The organism is Faecalibacterium sp. i21-0019-B1 (genome assembly GCF_042852915.1).
Classification (GTDB): domain Bacteria; phylum Bacillota; class Clostridia; order Oscillospirales; family Ruminococcaceae; genus Faecalibacterium; species Faecalibacterium taiwanense.
This window is the reverse complement of record NZ_AP031425.1, coordinates 1,673,429-1,691,296: the sequence shown is the minus strand read 5'-3', so window position 1 is coordinate 1,691,296 and position 17,868 is coordinate 1,673,429. Positions and strand designations below refer to the sequence as shown.

Below are 17,868 nucleotides of genomic sequence, written 5' to 3'. Positions count from 1 at the left end.
ATACCGGATGTGAACAACAAACTATATAAAAAGCTGCTTTGGGGCACCGGCTTTGTCATTGTTGCGGTCATCCTGACCCTTTTTATCATGAGCCAGACCTACATCCAGAACCTTGTCTACCATGAGCGGCTGAACCAGATGGAAGAGGTCACCCACCAGATGTTCCGCAGTCTGGAGGATGTGATCGACACCCACTGGGACGAGGTGAATGTACAATGCAATTATTTGTACTACACTCCGTTAAAGACCGATACCGAGTTCTATCGCTATCTGAAAAAGCTGTCGGAGCTTTCCAATTACCATGAAAGACAGATCGAACTGATTGCCGTGGACTCTGCCGGACATTACTATACTGAGAATGGCCGCATGGGGCTGCTGCGAGGAATGAAGTATTTGGAAAGCGCACCGCAGCGGGTCAGCTACGTTTCTAACTCGCTGACCGTGGACGACTCCCGGATGGTGTTCCTGGAACAGCTCTCCACCCCCATCACACTGCAAAGCGGAGAAAAAGAAATCACCCTGTGCTACTTTGGTATTTCGCAGAGCATGACCCAGCTGAACGATTATTTCCGCTGTGATGCCTACGAAAATAACAACAGCGTCTATGTGCTGGATGACGATGGTTTCAAGCTGTTCAACGCCAACGATACCGAACTGCTGAAGGGACACAACGTATACACCGTGCTCTCCCGGATGTCCTATCTGCACGGCTCTTCCTTTGCGGAGGCAAAGGAGCGGCTTGACCGCACAGGTTCCTGTTATTCCAACGCCGTGCTGGACGGCACCGAGTATTTCTACGCCCTGAAGCAGATGGAAAACGCTCAGTGGACACTGGCGTTCCTTGTTCCGGCAAAATATGTGGCCGTGAATACGCAGAAGCTGGTCACCATCGTCATGGTCCTCATCATCGTCATTGCAATGGTGTTCTCGGTCATAACAGTTTTTGTCGGCTGGTCTCTCCTGCGGCAAAAGCAGCAGCAGGAGCTGCAGGCAGAAAAAGAAGCGAACCTCCGTCTGGAGCAATACAACATCCATCTGACGCAGGTAAACGATGAGCTGCGGCAGGCACAGGACATTGCCGCAGAGGCGTTACAGTCCGCCGAGCGCGCCAGCAAGGCTAAGACGGACTTCCTTGCCAACATGAGCCATGATATCCGCACCCCCATGAACGCCATCATCGGCATTACCACTCTGATGAAAAACGAGCTGCACCAGCCGGAAAAGCTGGCCGAACATCTGGACAAGCTGGAAAATTCCGGCCAGTTGCTGCTGGGCATCATAAACGATATTCTGGACATGAGCCGCATCGAGAGCGGCAAGACCACCCTGAATGTGGAAAAAATGAATCTGCCCCAGCAGATCAGCCAGCTGGACAGCATCATCCGCCAGCAGGCAGGCCAGCGCCGCCAGACCTTTACGGTAAACACCCATCTGCAGCACGAAAATGTGCTGGCAGACCCCAACCGTCTGAATCGGGTGCTGATGAACATCCTCTCCAACGCAGTCAAGTATACGCCCACCGGCGGGCATATCCGGTTTGAGGTGGACGAGCTGCCCCGAAACGAGCACTACGCCCGATACCGCTTTGTGGTGCAGGATGACGGCATTGGCATGAGCGAGGCCTACCAGAAGACCCTTTTTGACCCCTTTACCCGCGAGGAACGCTCCGGCACCAACAAGGTGCAGGGCACCGGCCTTGGTATGGCCATCACCAAGAACATTGTGGACCTGATGGGCGGCTCTATCAATGTGGAGAGTACCACCGGCAAGGGCACTCGCTTTGAGGTGGTGCTGGAATTTCCCGTTGATGCCGAAGCAGATGCGGTGCCAGAGGCACAGGTACTCCCGGAGGAAGAGAAAAAAACTTCTCCTCTGTCCGGCATGAAGTTCCTCTGCGCCGAGGATAACGCCATCAACGCCGAAATTCTGGAAATGTTGCTGGAAGCCAATGGTGCAAGCTGCACCATCTGCTCCAACGGTCAGGAAATCGTGGATGCCTTTGCCAGCGTAAAGCCCGGCGAGTACGACATGATCCTGATGGATGTGCAGATGCCTGTGATGGACGGCTTGGAAGCCACCCGCCGCATCCGCAGCGGTGAAAACCCGCTGGGCAGAATCATTCCCATCCTTGCCATGACCGCCAATGCCTTCCTTGAGGATATGCAGAAGAGCAGGGAAGCCGGCATGGACGAGCACCTGTCCAAACCTGTGGATATTGCTGCGCTGGAGCAGACGGTAAAACGCTTTCGTGTTATCCCCCCGAAAATAAATAGCGGACAAGCGCGTTTCCGCAGAGGGAGCACACAAGCGATGTAAATGATGCAGGAGAAGCTTAGAACGTGAATACACTTTCCGAGATCGAGGAATATTACAAAGCGCGTGAGCAGCAGCTGTTGGAAAAACTTCATCAACAGGAAGCCGCTTCTGCTGCAATGCCTGACGGATATCCAAGCTGCCCTGAAAGAAGAATTACAGCAGCACAACTGAGCTGCGGATGCAATCAAAACAGGAGTATAAAAAGCCCGAATGAAACACAGAATCTCACGCCGTGCATTCCTGAACGGATGCACGCTGCTGGCGGCAGCTGCTGCCGTAAGCAGTCTGACTTCCTGCGGAGAAAAGGAAGCGAAAGACAGCGGTCTTGCACAAATCGTTGTGGGAAGCGACAGCTATCCACCTTATATCTATCTGAATAATGACGGTGTTCCCACCGGGATCGATGTGGAGATCGCCACCGAGGCGTTCCGTCGCATGGGGTATGCTGCCCGGTTTGAAACGATCAACTGGGAGCAGAAAACAAATCTTGTGGAAAGCGGTGCCATCGACTGCATCTGGGGCTGCTTTTCCATGGATGGACGCGAAGAGGTATACCGCTGGGCGGGGCCTTACATGGTGAGCCGTCAGGTGGTTGCGGTGGATGCCCACAGCAGCATCCGATCCCTCAGCGACCTTGCCGGCAAGACCATCGCCGTGCAGAGCACCGGCAAGCCGGAGGAGATCTTTCTCAGCGGCTCCGACCCGCGCATCCCACAGACGGTGGAGGTGCTCAGCATCGAAAACCGCAGTGTGCAGTACGCAATGCTGGCCTGCGGCTATGTGGACGGCATCGCCGCCCACGAGACAGGCATCCTGCAATATATGAAGGACAATGCCATAGACTTCCGCATTTTGGAGGAACCGCTGCTGGTCACCGGGCTGGGCATCGCCTTTGCCAAGAACGACACCCGCGGGCTGGACAGCCAGCTGACCGATACCCTTGCGCAGATGCGCGCGGATGGCACGCTGGAGCGGATCATTGGCCGATACCTTGAAAATGCTTCGCAGTATCTGGAGGTGGACACCATTGGCGCGTAAAAACAGAACCACCCCGGATAAAAGGATATGGACAGCCTATCTGATCATCGGCGTGCTCTTGATGGCCGGTGTTGCTTTTTTCTCCGGCTGGCGGGCAATGCGCACAGCAGAGGAACGCTTTTGCCAGACCCTTGAGTTTGTCAAATCCCAGTCCACCAGCTTTGAAAAGCACAACGATACCATCACGGCAAAGGCACTCCGCCGCACGGCGGTCGCAGTCCATCAGCTGGCAGAGAATCCTGCGCTTGACCTCTCCGACCCGCAGTGCCTGAACAGGCAGACAGAAAAGCTCTGGCTCACCGGCATTTCGGTTCTGGGACCGGATGGCACGCTCCGGTGTGAGTCCACGACCAACGGCATCGGCTATGACCGGTTTGGCGACCAGCTGAAAAATGACGCTGTTCTGGACGTTTTATCTTACCCGCGAAAGACCTATGTGAAGCGCGTCCTGCTGGAAGATGGCTCTGCTGTGGATGTTGCGGCGCACCGGGCAGAAAGCACAGAGCTGCTCCTGCTTGCCTACCGGTACACCCCGGCGGAATTTGTGGAGGAAACGGCGCTGTCCATCCAGAGCATACTGGATGGCTACCCGGCAGAAACCAGCGGCACGCTGTTCATCGTGCAGAACAATCAGGTCGTTGCCGCAAACCGCCCGGAGCTGATTGGGCAGGATGTTGCAGGCAGTCCGCTGGCGCAGGGGATCCGCAAAGCCGGGGCCGCAGAGAAGCTGACCCATACCCGGGACTGGAACGGCTCCGGCTGCTATTTCGGGATGTTCTGCCATGGCAGATCCTTCGATCTCTATGCGTACACGGATGAAAAAATAATCTTCCGAGAGTCGCTTTTGCTGATCCTGACGGTTCTGGTCGGCTACATCCTGCTTGTAATGATCCTTCAGCTGCTGCGCCGCCGCTCCGTGCAGGAGATGGAGCTGCAGAAAAAAGAGCAGGAGAGGAAGTACCAGACCCAGCTGGAGGAACAGAACCGCAAGCTGGAGATCGCGCTTCAGCACGAGGGGGCGGCAAACCGCGCCAAACGGGAGTTCCTGTTCAATATGAGCCACGATATCCGCACCCCCATGAACGCCATCATCGGCTTCACCTCGCTGGCTGCGACCCATATCGACAATAGGGAACAGGTGCTGGACTACCTCAAAAAGATCTCCACCTCCAGCCAGCATCTGCTTTCCCTCATCAATGATGTGCTGGATATGAGCCGCATCGAGAGCGGAAAGGTAAAGATCGAGGAAAAAGCGGTGCATCTGCCGGACCTCGTCCACGATGTGCGCTCCATCATTCAGCCCAATGTTTCGGCAAAGCGGCTGTCGCTTTTTATTGATACCATGGATGTGGAGAACGAGGATATCATCACCGACCCGCTGCGGCTGAACCAGATCCTGCTGAACATTTTGTCCAATGCCATCAAGTTCACTCCCACAGGTGGCATGATCAGCATTCGCATTGCTGAGAAAAACGGTGCGCCTGCGGGCCGGGCCTGCTATGAGTTCCGCATCAAGGACAACGGCATCGGCATGAGTGAGGAATTCCAGAAGCACATCTTTGAGGAGTTCGCCCGTGAGGAAAACTCCACCGTCAGCGGCATTCAGGGTACCGGCCTCGGCATGTCCATCACCAAGAACATTGTGGACCTGATGGGCGGCACCATCGCCATTGAGAGCGAGCCGGGCAAGGGCAGCGAGTTTATCGTGAATCTCTGCTTTGCGCTCAGCGGACAAAAGGTGGAGCTCAGGCAGCTCCCGCAGCTGGAAGGGCTGCGGGCACTGGTGGCGGACGACGATACCGACACCTGCCTGAGCGTCAGCACCATGCTGTCCAAGATCGGGATGCGGCCGGAGTGGACGATCTCCGGCAGGGAAGCGGTGATCCGCACCCGGTATGCCATGGAGCAGGGGGATGAATTCAGCGTTTACATCATCGACTGGCTGATCCCCGATATGAACGGCATCGAGATCGTGCGGCAGATCCGCAAGGTGATTGGAAAAAGCCGCCCCATCATCATCCTGACCGCCTACGACTGGGCCGATATTGAAGAGGAAGCCCGTGCGGCCGGTGTTACCGCCTTCTGTGAAAAGCCGCTGTTCCTCTCGGAGCTGCGCAGAGTGCTGGCAGAGCCGTTCGGTGCAGAGCCTGCCTGCAGGCCGGTGCAGCTGAACGCGGAGGCCTTCAAAGGGAAAAAGATCCTGCTGGTGGAGGACAACGAGCTGAACCGTGAGATCGCAGTGGAGATCCTGAAGGAAGCGGGCTTTGAGGTGGAATCTGCCGAGGATGGCGAGATCGCCGTCCGGAAGATGAAGCAGGCGGCAGACGGACAGTATGACCTGATCCTCATGGACATCCAGATGCCCAACATGGACGGCTACGAGGCAACGCGGCAGATTCGTGCGCTGCCGGATGCCGCAAAGGCTGGCATCCCCATCTTTGCAATGACGGCAAATGCCTTTGAGGAAGACCGTCAGAACGCACTGAAGGCCGGTATGAACGGCCATATTGCAAAGCCGCTGGATATTCCGCACCTGCTGCAGGTCCTTGCAGATGTACTGAAATAAACAGCGCCCAAAAGCAAAAGCACCCACAGCAATCGCCACAGAGGTTTTGAATCTCCGGTGAGCAAATTGCTGCGGGTGCTTTATTTTTTTATGCCTGACAGGTGGCTTGTTACAAAATTTTGCGCAGCTCCTGCACAAGGTCGCCGATCACGATGGGTTTGGACAAAAAGCCGGTCATGCCGCTTTCCAAGGCATTGCGGCGGTCTTCATCGAATGCGTTGGCAGTCATGGCAAGAATCGGGATCTTTGCCAGTGCAGGGTCGCCCAGTGCGCGGATCTGCCGGGTGGCGGTATAGCCGTCCATCACCGGCATCTGCACATCCATCAGCACCAGATCATAGCTGCCCGGTGCGGCAGTGCTTACCTTTTCCACCGCCACGGCACCGTTTTCAGCCGTATCGACCCGGAAGCCGTACTCGCACAGGATCTCCTGCGCGATCTCGCGGTTCAGCTCGTTGTCCTCTACCAGCAGGATGTGCCTGCCCTTGAAGTTGGTGCTCTTTTTCGGCAGAAGCTCCTGCGCCGCATCCGTCTGTGTCTGGCCGATGGCGTTCATCAGGGTCTCGCGCAGGTCGGACATGAACATGGGCTTGGAGCAGAAGGCGGTCACACCGGCAGCCTTTGCCTCCACCTCAATGTCGGACCAGTCGTAGGCAGTCAGGATGATGATGGGCGTATCATCGTTCAGGCTGCGGATCTGGCGGGTGACTTCGATGCCGTTCATATCCGGCAAGCGCCAGTCGATGATATAGGCGTGGTAGGCGTCGCTCATTTCGATGGACTGCCGTGCACGCAGCGCCGCTTCCTTGCCGGAAAGGGTCCACTCGGCACGCATGCCCACCTTGACCAGCATCTTTGTCACGCTGTCGCAGGTGTTGAAATCGTCATCCACCACCAGTGCCTTCAGGCCTTCCAGTTCGGTGATCTTTTCCACCGGACGGTGCTCTGCCTGCGCACGCATGGGCACACGAATGATAAACTCGCTGCCCTTGCCCTGCGCCGTCTGCACTTCGATGGTGCCGCCCATCATATCCACGATGTTTTTGGTAATAGCCATGCCAAGGCCGGTGCCCTGGATCCGGCTTACCGTGGAGGTGCGCTCCCGCTCAAACGGCTCAAAAATCTTTTTGGCGAACTCTTGGCTCATGCCGATGCCGTTGTCCTTGACGCGGAACTCGTACTGCCCGCAGCCGCGCACCGCTCCGGCAAGCTGCCGCACCCGCACCGAGACCGTGCCACCCGCCGGGGTGAACTTGATGGCGTTGGACAGCAGGTTCAGCAGGACCTGATTCAGCCGGGTCTTATCGCAGTAGACGTCCTCATCGGTCACATCCATGGCATCCATATAAAGCTCCAGCTGCTTTGCGTAGATCTGCCCGCTGACGATGGTTTTCAGGTCGTGCAGCACATCCGAAAGGTTGACTTCCACTTCTTCCAGATGGATCTTTCCGCTTTCGATGCGGCTCATATCCAGCACATCGTTGATGAGGGAAAGTAGATGATTGCTGGAAGCGAGGGTCTTGGCAAGATAATCCTTCACCCGGCCTTTATCGTCAATGTTGCTGAGTGCCAGCGTGGTAAAGCCGATGATGGCGTTCATGGGGGTGCGGATGTCGTGGGACATATTGGAAAGGAAGGTGCTTTTGGCGCGGTTGGCAGTCTCGGCCGCTGCAACGGCATCCGAAAGTGCCTGATTCACCTGCCTGTCGGCGGTGCGGTCGGATAAGACAAGGATATACTTGGTCCTGCCCTCTACCTCGCTGCCCATGGCGATGTTATGGAACCAGCGCCGCTCTTTGGTCTCCCGATGCTCAAACTCGAAATCCCATTCGCGTTGCTGCCCGCTGAGCAGTCCTTCCAGAAAGTTCTTGTCGCGATCCGGGTCATCCTTCGGGTGCAGCGCTGCCAGAGCACGGGCATCCTGCCGCACTTCTTTCCACGGGATGCCCAGCAGCCGTTCGACGTTGGGGCTGACATAATCCACCTTGGAGGTTTTTGCGTCCAGCATCAGGAAAACGTCGTCCACGTTCAGCGAAAGCTTTTGGAACAGCTCGTCCCGGTACAGGATCTCAGTGTCCTTCCGGCGCAGGGTCGTATGGCTTCTGCGCAGGATCAGCAGGATGATCAGCACAGCAAGGCCAAAGGCGATGCCCGCCACGATCTGCACCGTGTGGAACCACAGCTTATCCAGACTGGCATTGACGATGCTGACCGGCACAAGCCCCACCATCGTCCAGCTCTGGACCGCGGTATCCTCGTAGACCAGATAATAACTGGTGTCGCCCAGTTTGACCCGCAGGTTTCCGCTGCGGCCCTGCGCAAAATCATCCGAAAGGGCAAGAATCTGTTCCTCGGAAAGGTCGGAATGGTCGCGCAGCATCGCAATGAAGTTGTAAATAATTTCCTTGCGGTTTACGGAATTGTCAATCACCACCCGCCCATCCGGGTAGATCACATAGTTGCTGGCATTGCCCTGAAAAGCAGAGCTGTCCAGCAATCTCAGCACAGCATCATTATAATAGGTGATGGCAACAGCATCGTAGGCAAAGCCCCGGTAGCTGCCCTGCGTTTCAGGGCAGATGAACGCAAGCATCGGGGCTTTGCCGGGCAGCGCCGTATTCACGACGATATCCTCGCCATCGGAGAGCTTTTCGTCCAGGTTGGTCTGCAGGCCAAGGTAGCCGGTTTCCCCGGTCACGGTCGTGTAGTTGCCGTCATAGGAAAGAAAGTAGAAGTTAACAAATCCGGTTGCCTGCTGTGCTTCCTCGATATAGGCCTGAATTTCATCCTCATTCGAGGTGTTTTTCAGAAAGCCGTTGCACAGATGCAGATAGGTCAGGTTTTTGCGCACCATCTCTTTCAGCATACTATTGGATTTATACAGCACCTCTTCCAGATGCGAGGTGCTTTCCTGATAGATGGTCTGCGACATAAACGAGATGTACCGGAAGCTGAAACCGGCTGCCAGAAAGACCAAAAGAAGGATGGCAGTGGCGGCAGGCAGCCACTTGTGCCGGGAATAGCAGCTGCGTTTGGATTCGTGCTTTTCGTCTGCCATTCCGCTCACCTCAGTGTCATGTAGTTTTCCGGCTCTGCAAGCTCTGCGCCGCCGGAGACATAATCGCGCCATGTGTTCTTTACCCACGTATCTTCGCCCACAGACGTGCCGCTATCGCTCGCAAGCAGCGCTTCCATCTGCTTTTCCGTTGCAAGGCAGGTCACGGTAACGATGTCGTTATCTCCCAGCGGCTGCCCGTTCCGGGTGATGCCGGTCAGGGCATAGCTGCCGTTATTCTCTTTTACCTCCACGGCAATGCCGCTGATCACTGGCAGAGAACCACGGTTGAAGGGCACAAACCCGCCCTCGCAGCCTTCCACAAAGGCGCGGACGGTCTCTTTCAGCTCCGCACCGGTCATGGTGCGCTGGCGGGACATCAGACCGTTCGGCATGATCATGGAAGCTGCCATTTTCTGGTTATAATCCGCCTGCAGCACGCTGCCGGTAAAGCTGTTTGCGGTGGCAAGCAGCACATCGGTGCCATACACGCCGCGCAGCGTGTTTGCCATCACGGAGAAGGCAGCGCTGCCGCCGTTTGCGTGGAATACGTTGGAATAGGCCTTCCCGGAGGTCAGCACGGTCTCGTTATCGGCAGGCTCCTTTTCGGCAAGGAGCTGGGCATTGAAGGCCTGATACGCCTGCTCAGCGGTAAGCTCGCCTGCGATCATTTTGGAGACCACATCTTTGGAAACGGCAAAGAAATCGTTGGAGGCGATGCGGATATACATGTGGTTTTCTTCCACCACGCTGCGGACGTCCTTCAGATACTCGGTCAGGCGCAGGGGAACGTTCTGGCTGTAGCTCAGTATGTCCTGCCCCTCCGAGACGATGCGGTTCTGCGCCTGTTCGGAGAGCATGACGTTCAGCACCTTCATGGCTTTTTCGCGGCGCGCGGTGTCCTGCTCCAGATCCCGGTTCAGGGCAACTTGAAAGTAGGGGGTGGTCATGATCCACGGTTCGCCGTTCTGGCTGAAGAAGGGCAGAAAGATCGTGTCGATGCCCTCATCCTGAAACATCTTCACGCCGGCAGAGCTGCCAAAGTACATGGCTACTTCTCCGTTGCGGAACATCCCGGTCACATCGTCGTAATTCAACGCAAGATCATCTGCTGTAAGGTGGGTATCCTGAATGAACTGCTCCATCCGCTCAAACGCCCCCGGCCATACGGTGTCGTCCAGACCCACCCGCGCGGTGCTGGCGGGGTCGCTGTAGGTAGTGCGCCACTTGCGCCCCGCGGTGGTGGTAAGCTCGGCAGCGGAAAGCCCCTGCAGGGTTTCCATGCAGGTGTAGTCGTAGGTATAATCGGAGGTAAAGCCGCGGATGCCTACCTTTTCAAAAGCCTGACAGGCCGCTACAAAGCTTGCGTAATCGGTGGGCAGGGGAATATCGTACTGCTCAAAAAGGCTGCGGTTGACCACAAAGCCGTGGGCATCCGCGCACACCGGCAGCCAGTTCACACTGCCATCCTCGTTTTTGAAGCTGTTGAGGTAGGTGTTGTACACAGCGCCCGCCTCATTGGTCATGGCAAGGTTCATCAGGCTGTCCTTCAACGGTGCCGCATCGTGCAGCGAGAAGCGGCAGCAGGTGATGATATCCGGCAGACCGCCGTTCTGCTGCAAAAACTTGTAAAAATCCAGATCGTTGTTGCCTACGATGAATTCAATGTTCACGTCCGGCAGCTGCGCCTGAACATAGGGCGCATAGTTTTCGTACAGGCTGGTGCTCCACAGATACACCTGAATAGTCTGAGCGTCTTCCTGCTCCTGTGTTCGTTCCGCATTTTTTTCGCTGCATCCGGTGAGCAGGGATAGCCCCATCACCAGTGCCGCAAGCATGGAAAATAGGCGGCGCAATGTTTTTGTTTTCATCCGATCCTTCTCCTCACACTTCTTGGGCAGCTATCGTTTTGCGGTTGGCTGCTTTGGCTTACTGATCATACATCACCGCCCGCAAGAGTGTGCGCTGTAAAACCCACCCACGGAAAGGATGCCGCAATTTTTGCGTCTTTTCTGTTTTGCGCTCTCCCTCTGCCGCAAAGGGGCACAGAATGACAGAAACATAAAAATATTTTACCACTGCCATGAAGAATTTTCAATAAAATTTCATATATTGAACCATAAAAGCTGTGTAGGATTACAATAGATGTGTCACAAAGTGAAAAAAGACGAATGAGTCGTTCTGTGGTACAGTTAAATTGCTACATCAAACATCACAGAAACACATCATTGACAAACCTACATTGTGAACTCAAGGAGCCTGTCCAAAAGAAAGCATAAAAATGCGTATAACGCCCTATGAAATGGTGCCACGGGGCGTTTTATTTTGTCTTGTTTTGTGGGCGATGTTGCGGTTTTGCGAAAACTTGCGAGACTAAATAAAAAAATCCCACGAAATTACGATTCTAAACGTAAATTCGTAGGATTTTTGGAGCTACTGACCTGATTCGAACAGGCGACCTGCTCATTACGAGTGAGCATGGAATTTAGAATAAAACACATAAATACGATAAAAATACAAACAACGCGCGCCACTTTTGCGCCACTACAAATTAGCCGGTCTGTTTCTTGAGATAGGAGTCCAGACGATTGATCTTCTTCTTCTTGAATTTTTTGTCAAGAGAAGTGTAGATGCCGAGGGTGACGCTGATATCCTTATGACCCATTTGATCGCGGGCGGTGAGAACATCGACTCCGGCAAAGTACATCAGGGTACAAAAGGTGTGCCGCAGCTGGTGAGGTGTAAAGGGTTCAATGCGCATGGGCAGGCCGCCTGGGCGCTTTTTGCTTTCTTCGCCGTGATAGCCGTACTTTGCATTCAGATCGGCCATGTAGCTGCTCCACAGAGTTTTCCATGCCTGCTCTGTCATGCGGTGGCCCTTTACAGTATGCAGTACATACAAGCAATCGTCCTGCTGAGTTTTGAGATAGTCCACAAGGATCTTTGGAATATTAACGACCCGGACACCGGCTTCTGTTTTGGGATCCTTGATTTTTTTATCCTTGAAATTATAACCGCTGTGAACGGTGATCGTGGCTTCTTTCAAATCGACATCGGCCCAAGTGAGGGCGGTAGCTTCGCCGCGGCGGAGGCCTGAGTAAAGCAGTAGCATGGCAGCACGCTGGGCGCGGTGAGGCGTTTCGCGGATCCACTGCTGCTGTTCCTCTGTGATAGGCTCACGGTGCTCAGGATCAGCACCGGCAGGGCAGGTGGTTTTAACTATGGGATTGTATTGTACCACTTCTGGGATAGCGAGTTCATAGGCAGCCTTGGCGCTGCTGCGCAGATTGGACAGCGTGAAGTGGGACAGTGGTGGTTTGCCATTGTGCCACTGGGCCAGAGAGTTAAGAACCCGCTGAAAGTCGGCAGTGCGAAGGTCTGCTGCAGGCTGATCCAGAAGCGGACCCCAATGGTTTTTATTGTCTTCATAGCGGTCGAGACTCTTTTGCCCGATGCCTTTGGCTGTTTTGGCAGCAATCAGGTTATCGTACAGAGTAGCAAGGGTGGCTTTGGATTGGGCGGGATCCATTCCCTTGCCCAGTGCTGTGCGGTAAGCTTCGGCAGCAGCACGCGCTGCCTTTGCGGTGGAACCATAAAAGCTTTTGTATTTGGGCTTACCGGTTTCATCTTTGCCGATGCAGACACGGTAGCGGTAACGGCCATCGGAACCTTTTTTGTTTGCCATGTGTACACACCTCCTCTGAAAAAATTCTGGGTTGCAGAAGGATCATATTGGATTTACAATAGAAAAGCGGAGACGCGACGGGATTTGCAAGGCATTCCATGATAGAAACTCCTACTTTTCTTTTGGACAGACAGCAGAGCAGAGAACCCCTTGGCTGGAAACAGCTGAGGGGTTCTTTGCGTTTGTAAAAAAGGAGCGCCGGGTGGGCGCTCCTGAAGGTCAATAGCGGTTATAGATCTGCCCGCGGTTGCCAGCATCTATGATACGAACGATCAATCTGCCATTATCGACCGTGTAGATGATGCGGTAGGAACCAACACGCAGCCGCAGCAGCCCGGTGTGACCCTTCAACTGCTTGATGTCGCCGGAATCGGGCAGGGCATGAACTGCTTCCAGGATACGCCGCTGCTGTTCTTTTGGCTGCTTCTGGATGAACTTGAGAGCAGGCTTCTCGTACAGGATGGTATAGCTCATAAAGCAATACCGAGCTGTTTACAGACTTCGTCCTCCGTGAGGGTCTGGCCGCGATCCGGGTCTTTCAGATAGTTCTGGTAAAGCTGCTCACAATAAGCATCATCGGCATCTTCATCAGCGGTCAGGCCTTGCACGTATGCCAGAATGTAACCAAGCTTATAGGCAGGAACTTCATCCAGCAGCTGAACGATTTTTTCTCGGTCACTCATAAAAACACCTCCGGTTATTCTTCTGGCGCTTCATCCGCGTCAGGTGGGAAACTCTATTTGCCATGAGATCGTCTTCCTTGCGTCTATTGTATTGCAATTCACGCATGATATCAACATAACAAAAATGAAATTTACGTTAAATCGTTTGAATGGAGCAGCTTGCATAGGCTGGATAAAAATGATAAAATAAGTCAGGCTAAATCGCGGATAGCTTTCACGATGGATGTGGAGTTCCAGCCAACGATCTGAGTTGCTTTTGCTTGCAGCTCAACCGGCATATATGACTGGCCCCAGGGCATAATAGCAATGATGGGCTTGCCCATGCGCATAGCTTCGTCTACTTCGTATTTCATCCATTTATGGTAGAGCTCATACATGCCGCCGATTACAAGAACGACCTGTGCGTTTTTGATTTTGGCTGTGATGGCTTGCTCGATTTCGGCATCGGTGGCGTTGCTGGAAGATAATGCAAGCGGTTTTTCCTGTGGAGCTGAGTAGTTATAAAATGAAAACCACGGAGAATGATCCAGCATGGAAACCAGTCGATCATAGTCTTCGCCATACTTCCATGCGTGACTGATAAAAATACGATAATCATATAAAGCGGGCATTTTAAACATCCTTTCTGAACTATTGGAGGACAGTATGAAATTCCAGAAAAAAAGAGTGATCGTTGACGCATATCAGACGGACAAGGACATGTACATTGAAACGCTGGAAGGCGTTATGCATGCTTCGCCGGGAGACTGGATCATCACCGGCGTGAACGGGGAAAAATATCCCTGTAAGCCGGATATCTTTGAAAAAACTTATGAACCGGTCTCAGAGTGAGTTTTCTCTTTGGGAGAAGCGGCCTTGATATTGGAGGCTTTCCATTTGTTACCTTCAGAGGAAAGCAGATTTTCAATGTTATGGACGAAGAGCTGCTCTTTGGTTTCGTCGGTGCCATACGGATATGCGTCCATGAGATAGAGATTCTTCTCATGCTTCAGCATTTCGCAGGCAGAGCGGTATTCGACCCAGTTCTCATGATAGCGGCCAAGGCGCTCTGTGCCTTCAATAACGGTAATGATACCGCCAAGCAGACCGACAACAAAAGCGATGGCAGGGCAGCTGGCTGTATAATTGGCAAGCAGCGGAATGGCTGTAGCAACGATCAACTCAGTAAGCTGCATCCGTTTATAGGTGCGCTGGGCCTGTTGAGCCTTTTTATCGTACCAGGTGATCTGATCATCCAGGCGGTTCTTGATGTAGCTGTTGATATCGCCAGGTACGACCTCAGGTGGAGAATAAGGCTCTTCGGGAGGCTTACTCCCACAAAAAGAAACCATAATAATCCTTTCTTCCTCGGCACATTTGTGCCGGGGATTTTTTTATGATTAGCGGCGGAAATATTCAATAATTCCATAGATGGTCTCAACCATCAAGGGCAGAAGCACAAAAAAGGCAAGTTTTACTTTTTGAGAGGATTTATAGAGCAAATAGAAATCAGGATCCTTGCCAAGGTGCTCCGAAATTCCGTAGGTATAGACGATGCCGATAAATGATAGAATGACAGAAAAAGCGATAGAGCCAGCAACGGCCAATAAGGGTGAAAAAGACAAAGAATGTGCAAGCAACGGTATGATGAAAGCACTCAAAAAACCGCAGAGCAGAAGAAGCATTGGAAAAATACTACGGTCGAGGAATTGACACTTTTCGCGTTCCTGATCTAGGAGAGACTTTGTGGCGGCGAGTTCCTGCATGGCATTCTCCAAGTTGAGCGCCAAACCCATGTAACTGATGGCTTGCCGTCCTTCTTCCGCATAGACGGTCTCGGCTTTTCGGAGGTCGGAGAGACTTTTTTCATAGTCTGCACGCATGGAAGGGTCAAGTTTCTGAATGGCAGATTCGGCTTCATTGTAAGAAATACCAGTAGAAAACATGAAAATCACTCCAGTACAAACGAACCGTTTCGGCAAGTAGCGAAACGGAATTTTTTTATTTATGCTTCTTTTGTGCCCAGGCCAAGCGCAGCACATTTTTTATAGCGCCCGGTGAGCACCAGATCATCTACATAATCCACGGCCTTCTGCTGGCCTTCCTCATTGAGCTGATCGAAGGACGACAGCAGCGCGGACTGCTGGGGGGTAAGAGAACGGGATTCGGAAACGTCTAACGAAAAGCTGTCCTGGTACAAGAAATTTGGCTCTACCTGAAGAATGTCAAAAATTTTTAGAAGAACGTCCCATTTTGGACTGCTGACACCGTTTTCATAGTTTCCTATAGCGCTTTTTGTGACGCCAAGCTTTTCTGCTAGGTCCTGCTGTGTAAGACCGGACTGCTCACGGGCCTGTCTGAGACGGGTTGCGAAGGACACTTGTAACACCCCCTAAAATTGTCGTTCTATGGTCAGTATAAAGGTGCTGTCTTGAAAAGTCAAGACAAAAGTACAAGAAATTTGTACAAAGCTCTTGACGAAACAAGAAACTTGTGCTACTGTAAAAATGTCCAAGAAACTTGTACATGAAAGGAGCGTATGGAATGAGTGCAACGGACATGATTTACAAAATCATTGATGAAAAATGTTTGAAACAATCTGCGGTGGCAAGGGCAGCAGGGTATGACCCGAAGAAGTTTAACGCATTGCTACGTGGCAGGAAGCGGCTGACATCAGATGATGTTGTACCGATTTGTAAGGCACTGGGAGTTACTCCGAATGAACTTTTCGGAATTGACCACCCCGCAACCCCGGAGAAGAGCGCATGAGCCGCCGGAAGTGGTCACTGCTGATCGGGCTGATCGGATCGGTGGTGTTCAATGTGGGATGGTGGATCAGCTACCCGCCCATGGTGTTTGCCGGTGTGCTGCTGGCAGCGGCCGGGCTGGACCTGTGGATCGGGAGATGAAAGGAGAGAGAATGTGGACGAAAACAAAGAAAAAGCCCGCCTGAGGCGGGCACAGAGAGCAGCGCTTATGAATGGCGCGCAAGGAAAGATATTTACTGTAACATACCAAGATTGCCAGAAGCCAGAAGTGCTGCGAACTGATTTGAATAGTCTTCCAGCAGTTTGTAGTCCTGCCTTGAAAGCTTGCACTCTAAACACTGATAGCAGCAAGCCTGCTGCAGAGCCAGAACATCGAGGCTTGACAGCTGAAGAGTCTTGAGCCGCAGTTTGACCGGAAGGGCGCGGGCAGCATTCTTCATTTCAGAGATCAAAGAAGGGTCGTCTACAGATCCGAACCATGTATCCGGTACAGTTTCGAGCGATTGCAGCGCATGAACGAGCAATGGGATATCTTTGGTACGGATTTGAAACTGTGATGCCGTGAAAATACCTCCTTTCCTATTTTGAGATGATTGTAGCACAGGAAAGGGAGAAGTGGCAAGAGCGCATGAGACTCCTTCAGTCGGCTGCGCCGACAGCTCCCTCGGGGAGGGAGCCTTTGTCAAGGAGGAGAAGTGCACGAAAGGAGAAAAGCAATGATGGAAAAAGAATACGCCATGCAGGCACTGGCAGGGCTGAGTGAACCGTGGAGCAATGCAGCCTGCATGGGATACTGCCTGATGGCGATGCGGCAGGCGGGCGTGCCGGAGCCGATGCAGCGGAAGGTGCTGGCGTGCCTGAAAGAAAAATTTGACTTTTACAGCCTGGCGGATGCAGAGAATGCCGGGTACATAAAAGCGAAAACGGGAGAAGAATGCCGGTTTCAGACCTTCAGCCCGGATTGAGGAGGCAGACGTAATATGAGAAAAGCGCGGATCTATGATGCGCGGCAGCTGCCGGCATATCTGAGTCCGGCACAGTACGCCGAACTGATGAGCATTGACAAAAAGACGGTGCAGAAGATGTGCCGCAGCGGGCTTTTGCCTGCCGAAAAGGTGGGACCGCGGCTGTGGCGCATTGACAAGAACCGGGCACTGGAACAGGGAAAACTGAACCGGCCAAACAAAAAGCCCGCCGGTGCAGCGAACACCGACGAGCTTACAGGGTGATAGTTTTGAGCCACTATCACCAGAAGTTTAACACGAAACAGGAGGAAACACAAGTGAAACTGAAAGCAACCATCCGGGCAAGCCTGTGGTATATGGCAGCTATGGTGACGGCTATTGGCGCGCTGCTGGTATCCAGCGGCATTGAGCACAGCGCGAACGGCTGGGAAATGCTGGGCTGGGCCGCTGCGGCGCTGGTGCTGCTGGCGGCAGCGCTGGCCATGCTGGGCCTTGGCTGCTGTGCGGACAAGGAAAGCAGGAAAGGCAACAAGGCACACAAAGCCCCGGCGGACACGGTGAAGCCGAAAAGCCGGAGAAAGGCGGGCTGAGATGCGGCCGCCGATGAACATGACACCGGAAGAAACGGAGATCTGGCAGCGGATGGAGCAGTACGGTGAAGAGCTTGTGCGGGACATGGGTGCGGCTCTGCTGCAGGCCGACCGGCTGCCGGAGTGGATGAAGGAAACCGCGGTGAACATGCTGTGCGACAAGCTGACGGATGCCAGAGCACTGGCTGCCAGCTGGATGAACGACCGCGGGGAGCCGTGAAAG

The 17,868-nt window shown here is 53.6% G+C and carries 20 protein-coding genes; 11 read left to right on the top strand and 9 right to left on the bottom strand.

The window, feature by feature from the left end; all coding sequences use genetic code 11:
- The first annotated feature begins 9 nt into the window (after nt 1–9).
- From ACGHP1_RS08530 to ACGHP1_RS08520, 3 genes are all read left to right on the top strand, one after another.
- Nucleotides 10–2,316, top strand: coding sequence for a hybrid sensor histidine kinase/response regulator (locus ACGHP1_RS08530; RefSeq protein ID WP_390508972.1), 2,307 nt, complete (start codon nt 10–12; stop codon nt 2,314–2,316).
- A 210-nt stretch (nt 2,317–2,526) separates the two neighbouring features.
- The gene (locus ACGHP1_RS08525) at nt 2,527–3,354 is read left to right on the top strand and encodes a substrate-binding periplasmic protein (protein ID WP_390508969.1); all 828 of its coding nucleotides are present in this window, start codon (nt 2,527–2,529) and stop codon (nt 3,352–3,354) included.
- Entirely contained in the window at nt 3,344–5,920 is a 2,577-nt protein-coding gene (locus ACGHP1_RS08520; RefSeq protein WP_390508967.1) for a response regulator, read from the top strand. The genes ACGHP1_RS08525 and ACGHP1_RS08520 overlap by 11 nt, the downstream gene beginning before the upstream one ends.
- A gap of 109 nt (nt 5,921–6,029) precedes the next feature.
- Here ACGHP1_RS08520 and ACGHP1_RS08515 read toward each other — a convergent pair whose 3' ends face one another.
- The 6 genes from ACGHP1_RS08515 to ACGHP1_RS08490 all read right to left on the bottom strand — a co-directional run bounded on the left by ACGHP1_RS08515 (nt 6,030) and on the right by ACGHP1_RS08490 (nt 13,954).
- A complete protein-coding gene (locus ACGHP1_RS08515; protein WP_390508965.1) occupies nt 6,030–8,978 on the bottom strand; it encodes a response regulator in 2,949 nt (982 codons plus the stop codon).
- A gap of 5 nt (nt 8,979–8,983) precedes the next feature.
- Complete coding sequence (locus tag ACGHP1_RS08510; protein WP_390508963.1) at nt 8,984–10,846, bottom strand: extracellular solute-binding protein; 1,863 nt, start codon at nt 10,844–10,846, stop codon at nt 8,984–8,986.
- Nucleotides 10,847–11,526: 680 nt separating this feature from the next.
- The gene (locus tag ACGHP1_RS08505; RefSeq protein ID WP_154259959.1) at nt 11,527–12,660 is read right to left on the bottom strand and encodes a site-specific integrase; all 1,134 of its coding nucleotides are present in this window, start codon (nt 12,658–12,660) and stop codon (nt 11,527–11,529) included.
- Nucleotides 12,661–12,879: 219 nt separating this feature from the next.
- A complete protein-coding gene (locus tag ACGHP1_RS08500; RefSeq protein ID WP_154259958.1) occupies nt 12,880–13,134 on the bottom strand; it encodes a type II toxin-antitoxin system RelE/ParE family toxin in 255 nt (84 codons plus the stop codon).
- Entirely contained in the window at nt 13,131–13,343 is a 213-nt protein-coding gene (locus tag ACGHP1_RS08495) for a hypothetical protein (RefSeq protein WP_154259956.1), read from the bottom strand. Before ACGHP1_RS08495 ends, ACGHP1_RS08500 begins: the two co-directional genes overlap by 4 nt.
- A 191-nt stretch (nt 13,344–13,534) precedes the next feature.
- Nucleotides 13,535–13,954, bottom strand: coding sequence for a TIR domain-containing protein (locus ACGHP1_RS08490; RefSeq protein WP_154259954.1), 420 nt, complete (start codon nt 13,952–13,954; stop codon nt 13,535–13,537).
- 34 nt (nt 13,955–13,988) lie between these two features.
- Here ACGHP1_RS08490 and ACGHP1_RS08485 point away from each other — a divergent pair, with 34 nt between their 5' ends.
- Complete coding sequence (locus ACGHP1_RS08485; protein ID WP_154259952.1) at nt 13,989–14,174, top strand: hypothetical protein; 186 nt, start codon at nt 13,989–13,991, stop codon at nt 14,172–14,174.
- Here the strand turns inward: ACGHP1_RS08485 and ACGHP1_RS08480 are convergent.
- From ACGHP1_RS08480 to ACGHP1_RS08470, 3 genes are read right to left on the bottom strand one after another with little or no spacing between them, the layout of a single operon-like run.
- On the bottom strand, nt 14,153–14,674 hold the full coding sequence (locus tag ACGHP1_RS08480) for a DUF4231 domain-containing protein (RefSeq protein ID WP_154259951.1): 522 nt from the start codon (nt 14,672–14,674) through the stop codon (nt 14,153–14,155). The two genes, ACGHP1_RS08485 and ACGHP1_RS08480, sit on opposite strands and share 22 nt — an antisense overlap.
- Before the next feature lie 48 nt (nt 14,675–14,722).
- On the bottom strand, nt 14,723–15,268 hold the full coding sequence (locus ACGHP1_RS08475) for a hypothetical protein (protein WP_154259949.1): 546 nt from the start codon (nt 15,266–15,268) through the stop codon (nt 14,723–14,725).
- A gap of 59 nt (nt 15,269–15,327) precedes the next feature.
- Entirely contained in the window at nt 15,328–15,702 is a 375-nt protein-coding gene (locus ACGHP1_RS08470) for a helix-turn-helix domain-containing protein (RefSeq protein ID WP_154259947.1), read from the bottom strand.
- A gap of 164 nt (nt 15,703–15,866) precedes the next feature.
- Between ACGHP1_RS08470 and ACGHP1_RS08465 the strand changes: the two genes are divergently transcribed.
- From ACGHP1_RS08465 to ACGHP1_RS08435, 7 genes are all read left to right on the top strand, one after another.
- Nucleotides 15,867–16,091, top strand: coding sequence for a helix-turn-helix domain-containing protein (locus ACGHP1_RS08465; RefSeq protein WP_173012915.1), 225 nt, complete (start codon nt 15,867–15,869; stop codon nt 16,089–16,091).
- Nucleotides 16,088–16,231, top strand: a complete 144-nt coding sequence (locus tag ACGHP1_RS08460) for a hypothetical protein (RefSeq protein ID WP_154259944.1) — start codon at nt 16,088–16,090, stop codon at nt 16,229–16,231. Before ACGHP1_RS08465 ends, ACGHP1_RS08460 begins: the two co-directional genes overlap by 4 nt.
- 13 nt (nt 16,232–16,244) lie before the next feature.
- On the top strand, nt 16,245–16,490 hold the full coding sequence (locus ACGHP1_RS08455) for a hypothetical protein (protein ID WP_154259942.1): 246 nt from the start codon (nt 16,245–16,247) through the stop codon (nt 16,488–16,490).
- 316 nt (nt 16,491–16,806) lie between these two features.
- Nucleotides 16,807–17,055, top strand: coding sequence for a hypothetical protein (locus ACGHP1_RS08450; protein WP_005941639.1), 249 nt, complete (start codon nt 16,807–16,809; stop codon nt 17,053–17,055).
- A 15-nt stretch (nt 17,056–17,070) separates the two neighbouring features.
- Nucleotides 17,071–17,319, top strand: a complete 249-nt coding sequence (locus ACGHP1_RS08445) for a helix-turn-helix domain-containing protein (protein ID WP_154259940.1) — start codon at nt 17,071–17,073, stop codon at nt 17,317–17,319.
- Between the two features lie 53 nt (nt 17,320–17,372).
- A complete protein-coding gene (locus tag ACGHP1_RS08440; protein WP_044953647.1) occupies nt 17,373–17,645 on the top strand; it encodes a hypothetical protein in 273 nt (90 codons plus the stop codon).
- A gap of 1 nt (nt 17,646) precedes the next feature.
- Nucleotides 17,647–17,865 carry a hypothetical protein gene (locus ACGHP1_RS08435; RefSeq protein WP_154259939.1) on the top strand — a complete coding sequence of 73 codons (219 nt, stop codon included), beginning with the start codon at nt 17,647–17,649 and terminating at the stop codon, nt 17,863–17,865.
- Nucleotides 17,866–17,868 lie beyond the last annotated feature (3 nt).

What these genes read in the sequence shown, in the direction of transcription:
- ACGHP1_RS08525 (WP_390508969.1), top strand. Translation starts at nt 2,527, where the DNA reads ATGAAACACAGAATCTCACGCCGTGCATTCCTGAACGGATGCACGCTG.
- ACGHP1_RS08515 (WP_390508965.1), bottom strand. Translation starts at nt 8,978, where the DNA reads ATGGCAGACGAAAAGCACGAATCCAAACGCAGCTGCTATTCCCGGCAC.
- ACGHP1_RS08510 (WP_390508963.1), bottom strand. Translation starts at nt 10,846, where the DNA reads ATGAAAACAAAAACATTGCGCCGCCTATTTTCCATGCTTGCGGCACTG.
- ACGHP1_RS08505 (WP_154259959.1), bottom strand. Translation starts at nt 12,660, where the DNA reads ATGGCAAACAAAAAAGGTTCCGATGGCCGTTACCGCTACCGTGTCTGC.
- ACGHP1_RS08500 (WP_154259958.1), bottom strand. Translation starts at nt 13,134, where the DNA reads ATGAGCTATACCATCCTGTACGAGAAGCCTGCTCTCAAGTTCATCCAG.
- ACGHP1_RS08495 (WP_154259956.1), bottom strand. Translation starts at nt 13,343, where the DNA reads ATGAGTGACCGAGAAAAAATCGTTCAGCTGCTGGATGAAGTTCCTGCC.
- ACGHP1_RS08490 (WP_154259954.1), bottom strand. Translation starts at nt 13,954, where the DNA reads ATGCCCGCTTTATATGATTATCGTATTTTTATCAGTCACGCATGGAAG.
- ACGHP1_RS08485 (WP_154259952.1), top strand. Translation starts at nt 13,989, where the DNA reads ATGAAATTCCAGAAAAAAAGAGTGATCGTTGACGCATATCAGACGGAC.
- ACGHP1_RS08480 (WP_154259951.1), bottom strand. Translation starts at nt 14,674, where the DNA reads ATGGTTTCTTTTTGTGGGAGTAAGCCTCCCGAAGAGCCTTATTCTCCA.
- ACGHP1_RS08475 (WP_154259949.1), bottom strand. Translation starts at nt 15,268, where the DNA reads ATGTTTTCTACTGGTATTTCTTACAATGAAGCCGAATCTGCCATTCAG.
- ACGHP1_RS08465 (WP_173012915.1), top strand. Translation starts at nt 15,867, where the DNA reads ATGAGTGCAACGGACATGATTTACAAAATCATTGATGAAAAATGTTTG.
- ACGHP1_RS08460 (WP_154259944.1), top strand. Translation starts at nt 16,088, where the DNA reads ATGAGCCGCCGGAAGTGGTCACTGCTGATCGGGCTGATCGGATCGGTG.
- ACGHP1_RS08450 (WP_005941639.1), top strand. Translation starts at nt 16,807, where the DNA reads ATGATGGAAAAAGAATACGCCATGCAGGCACTGGCAGGGCTGAGTGAA.
- ACGHP1_RS08445 (WP_154259940.1), top strand. Translation starts at nt 17,071, where the DNA reads ATGAGAAAAGCGCGGATCTATGATGCGCGGCAGCTGCCGGCATATCTG.
- ACGHP1_RS08435 (WP_154259939.1), top strand. Translation starts at nt 17,647, where the DNA reads ATGCGGCCGCCGATGAACATGACACCGGAAGAAACGGAGATCTGGCAG.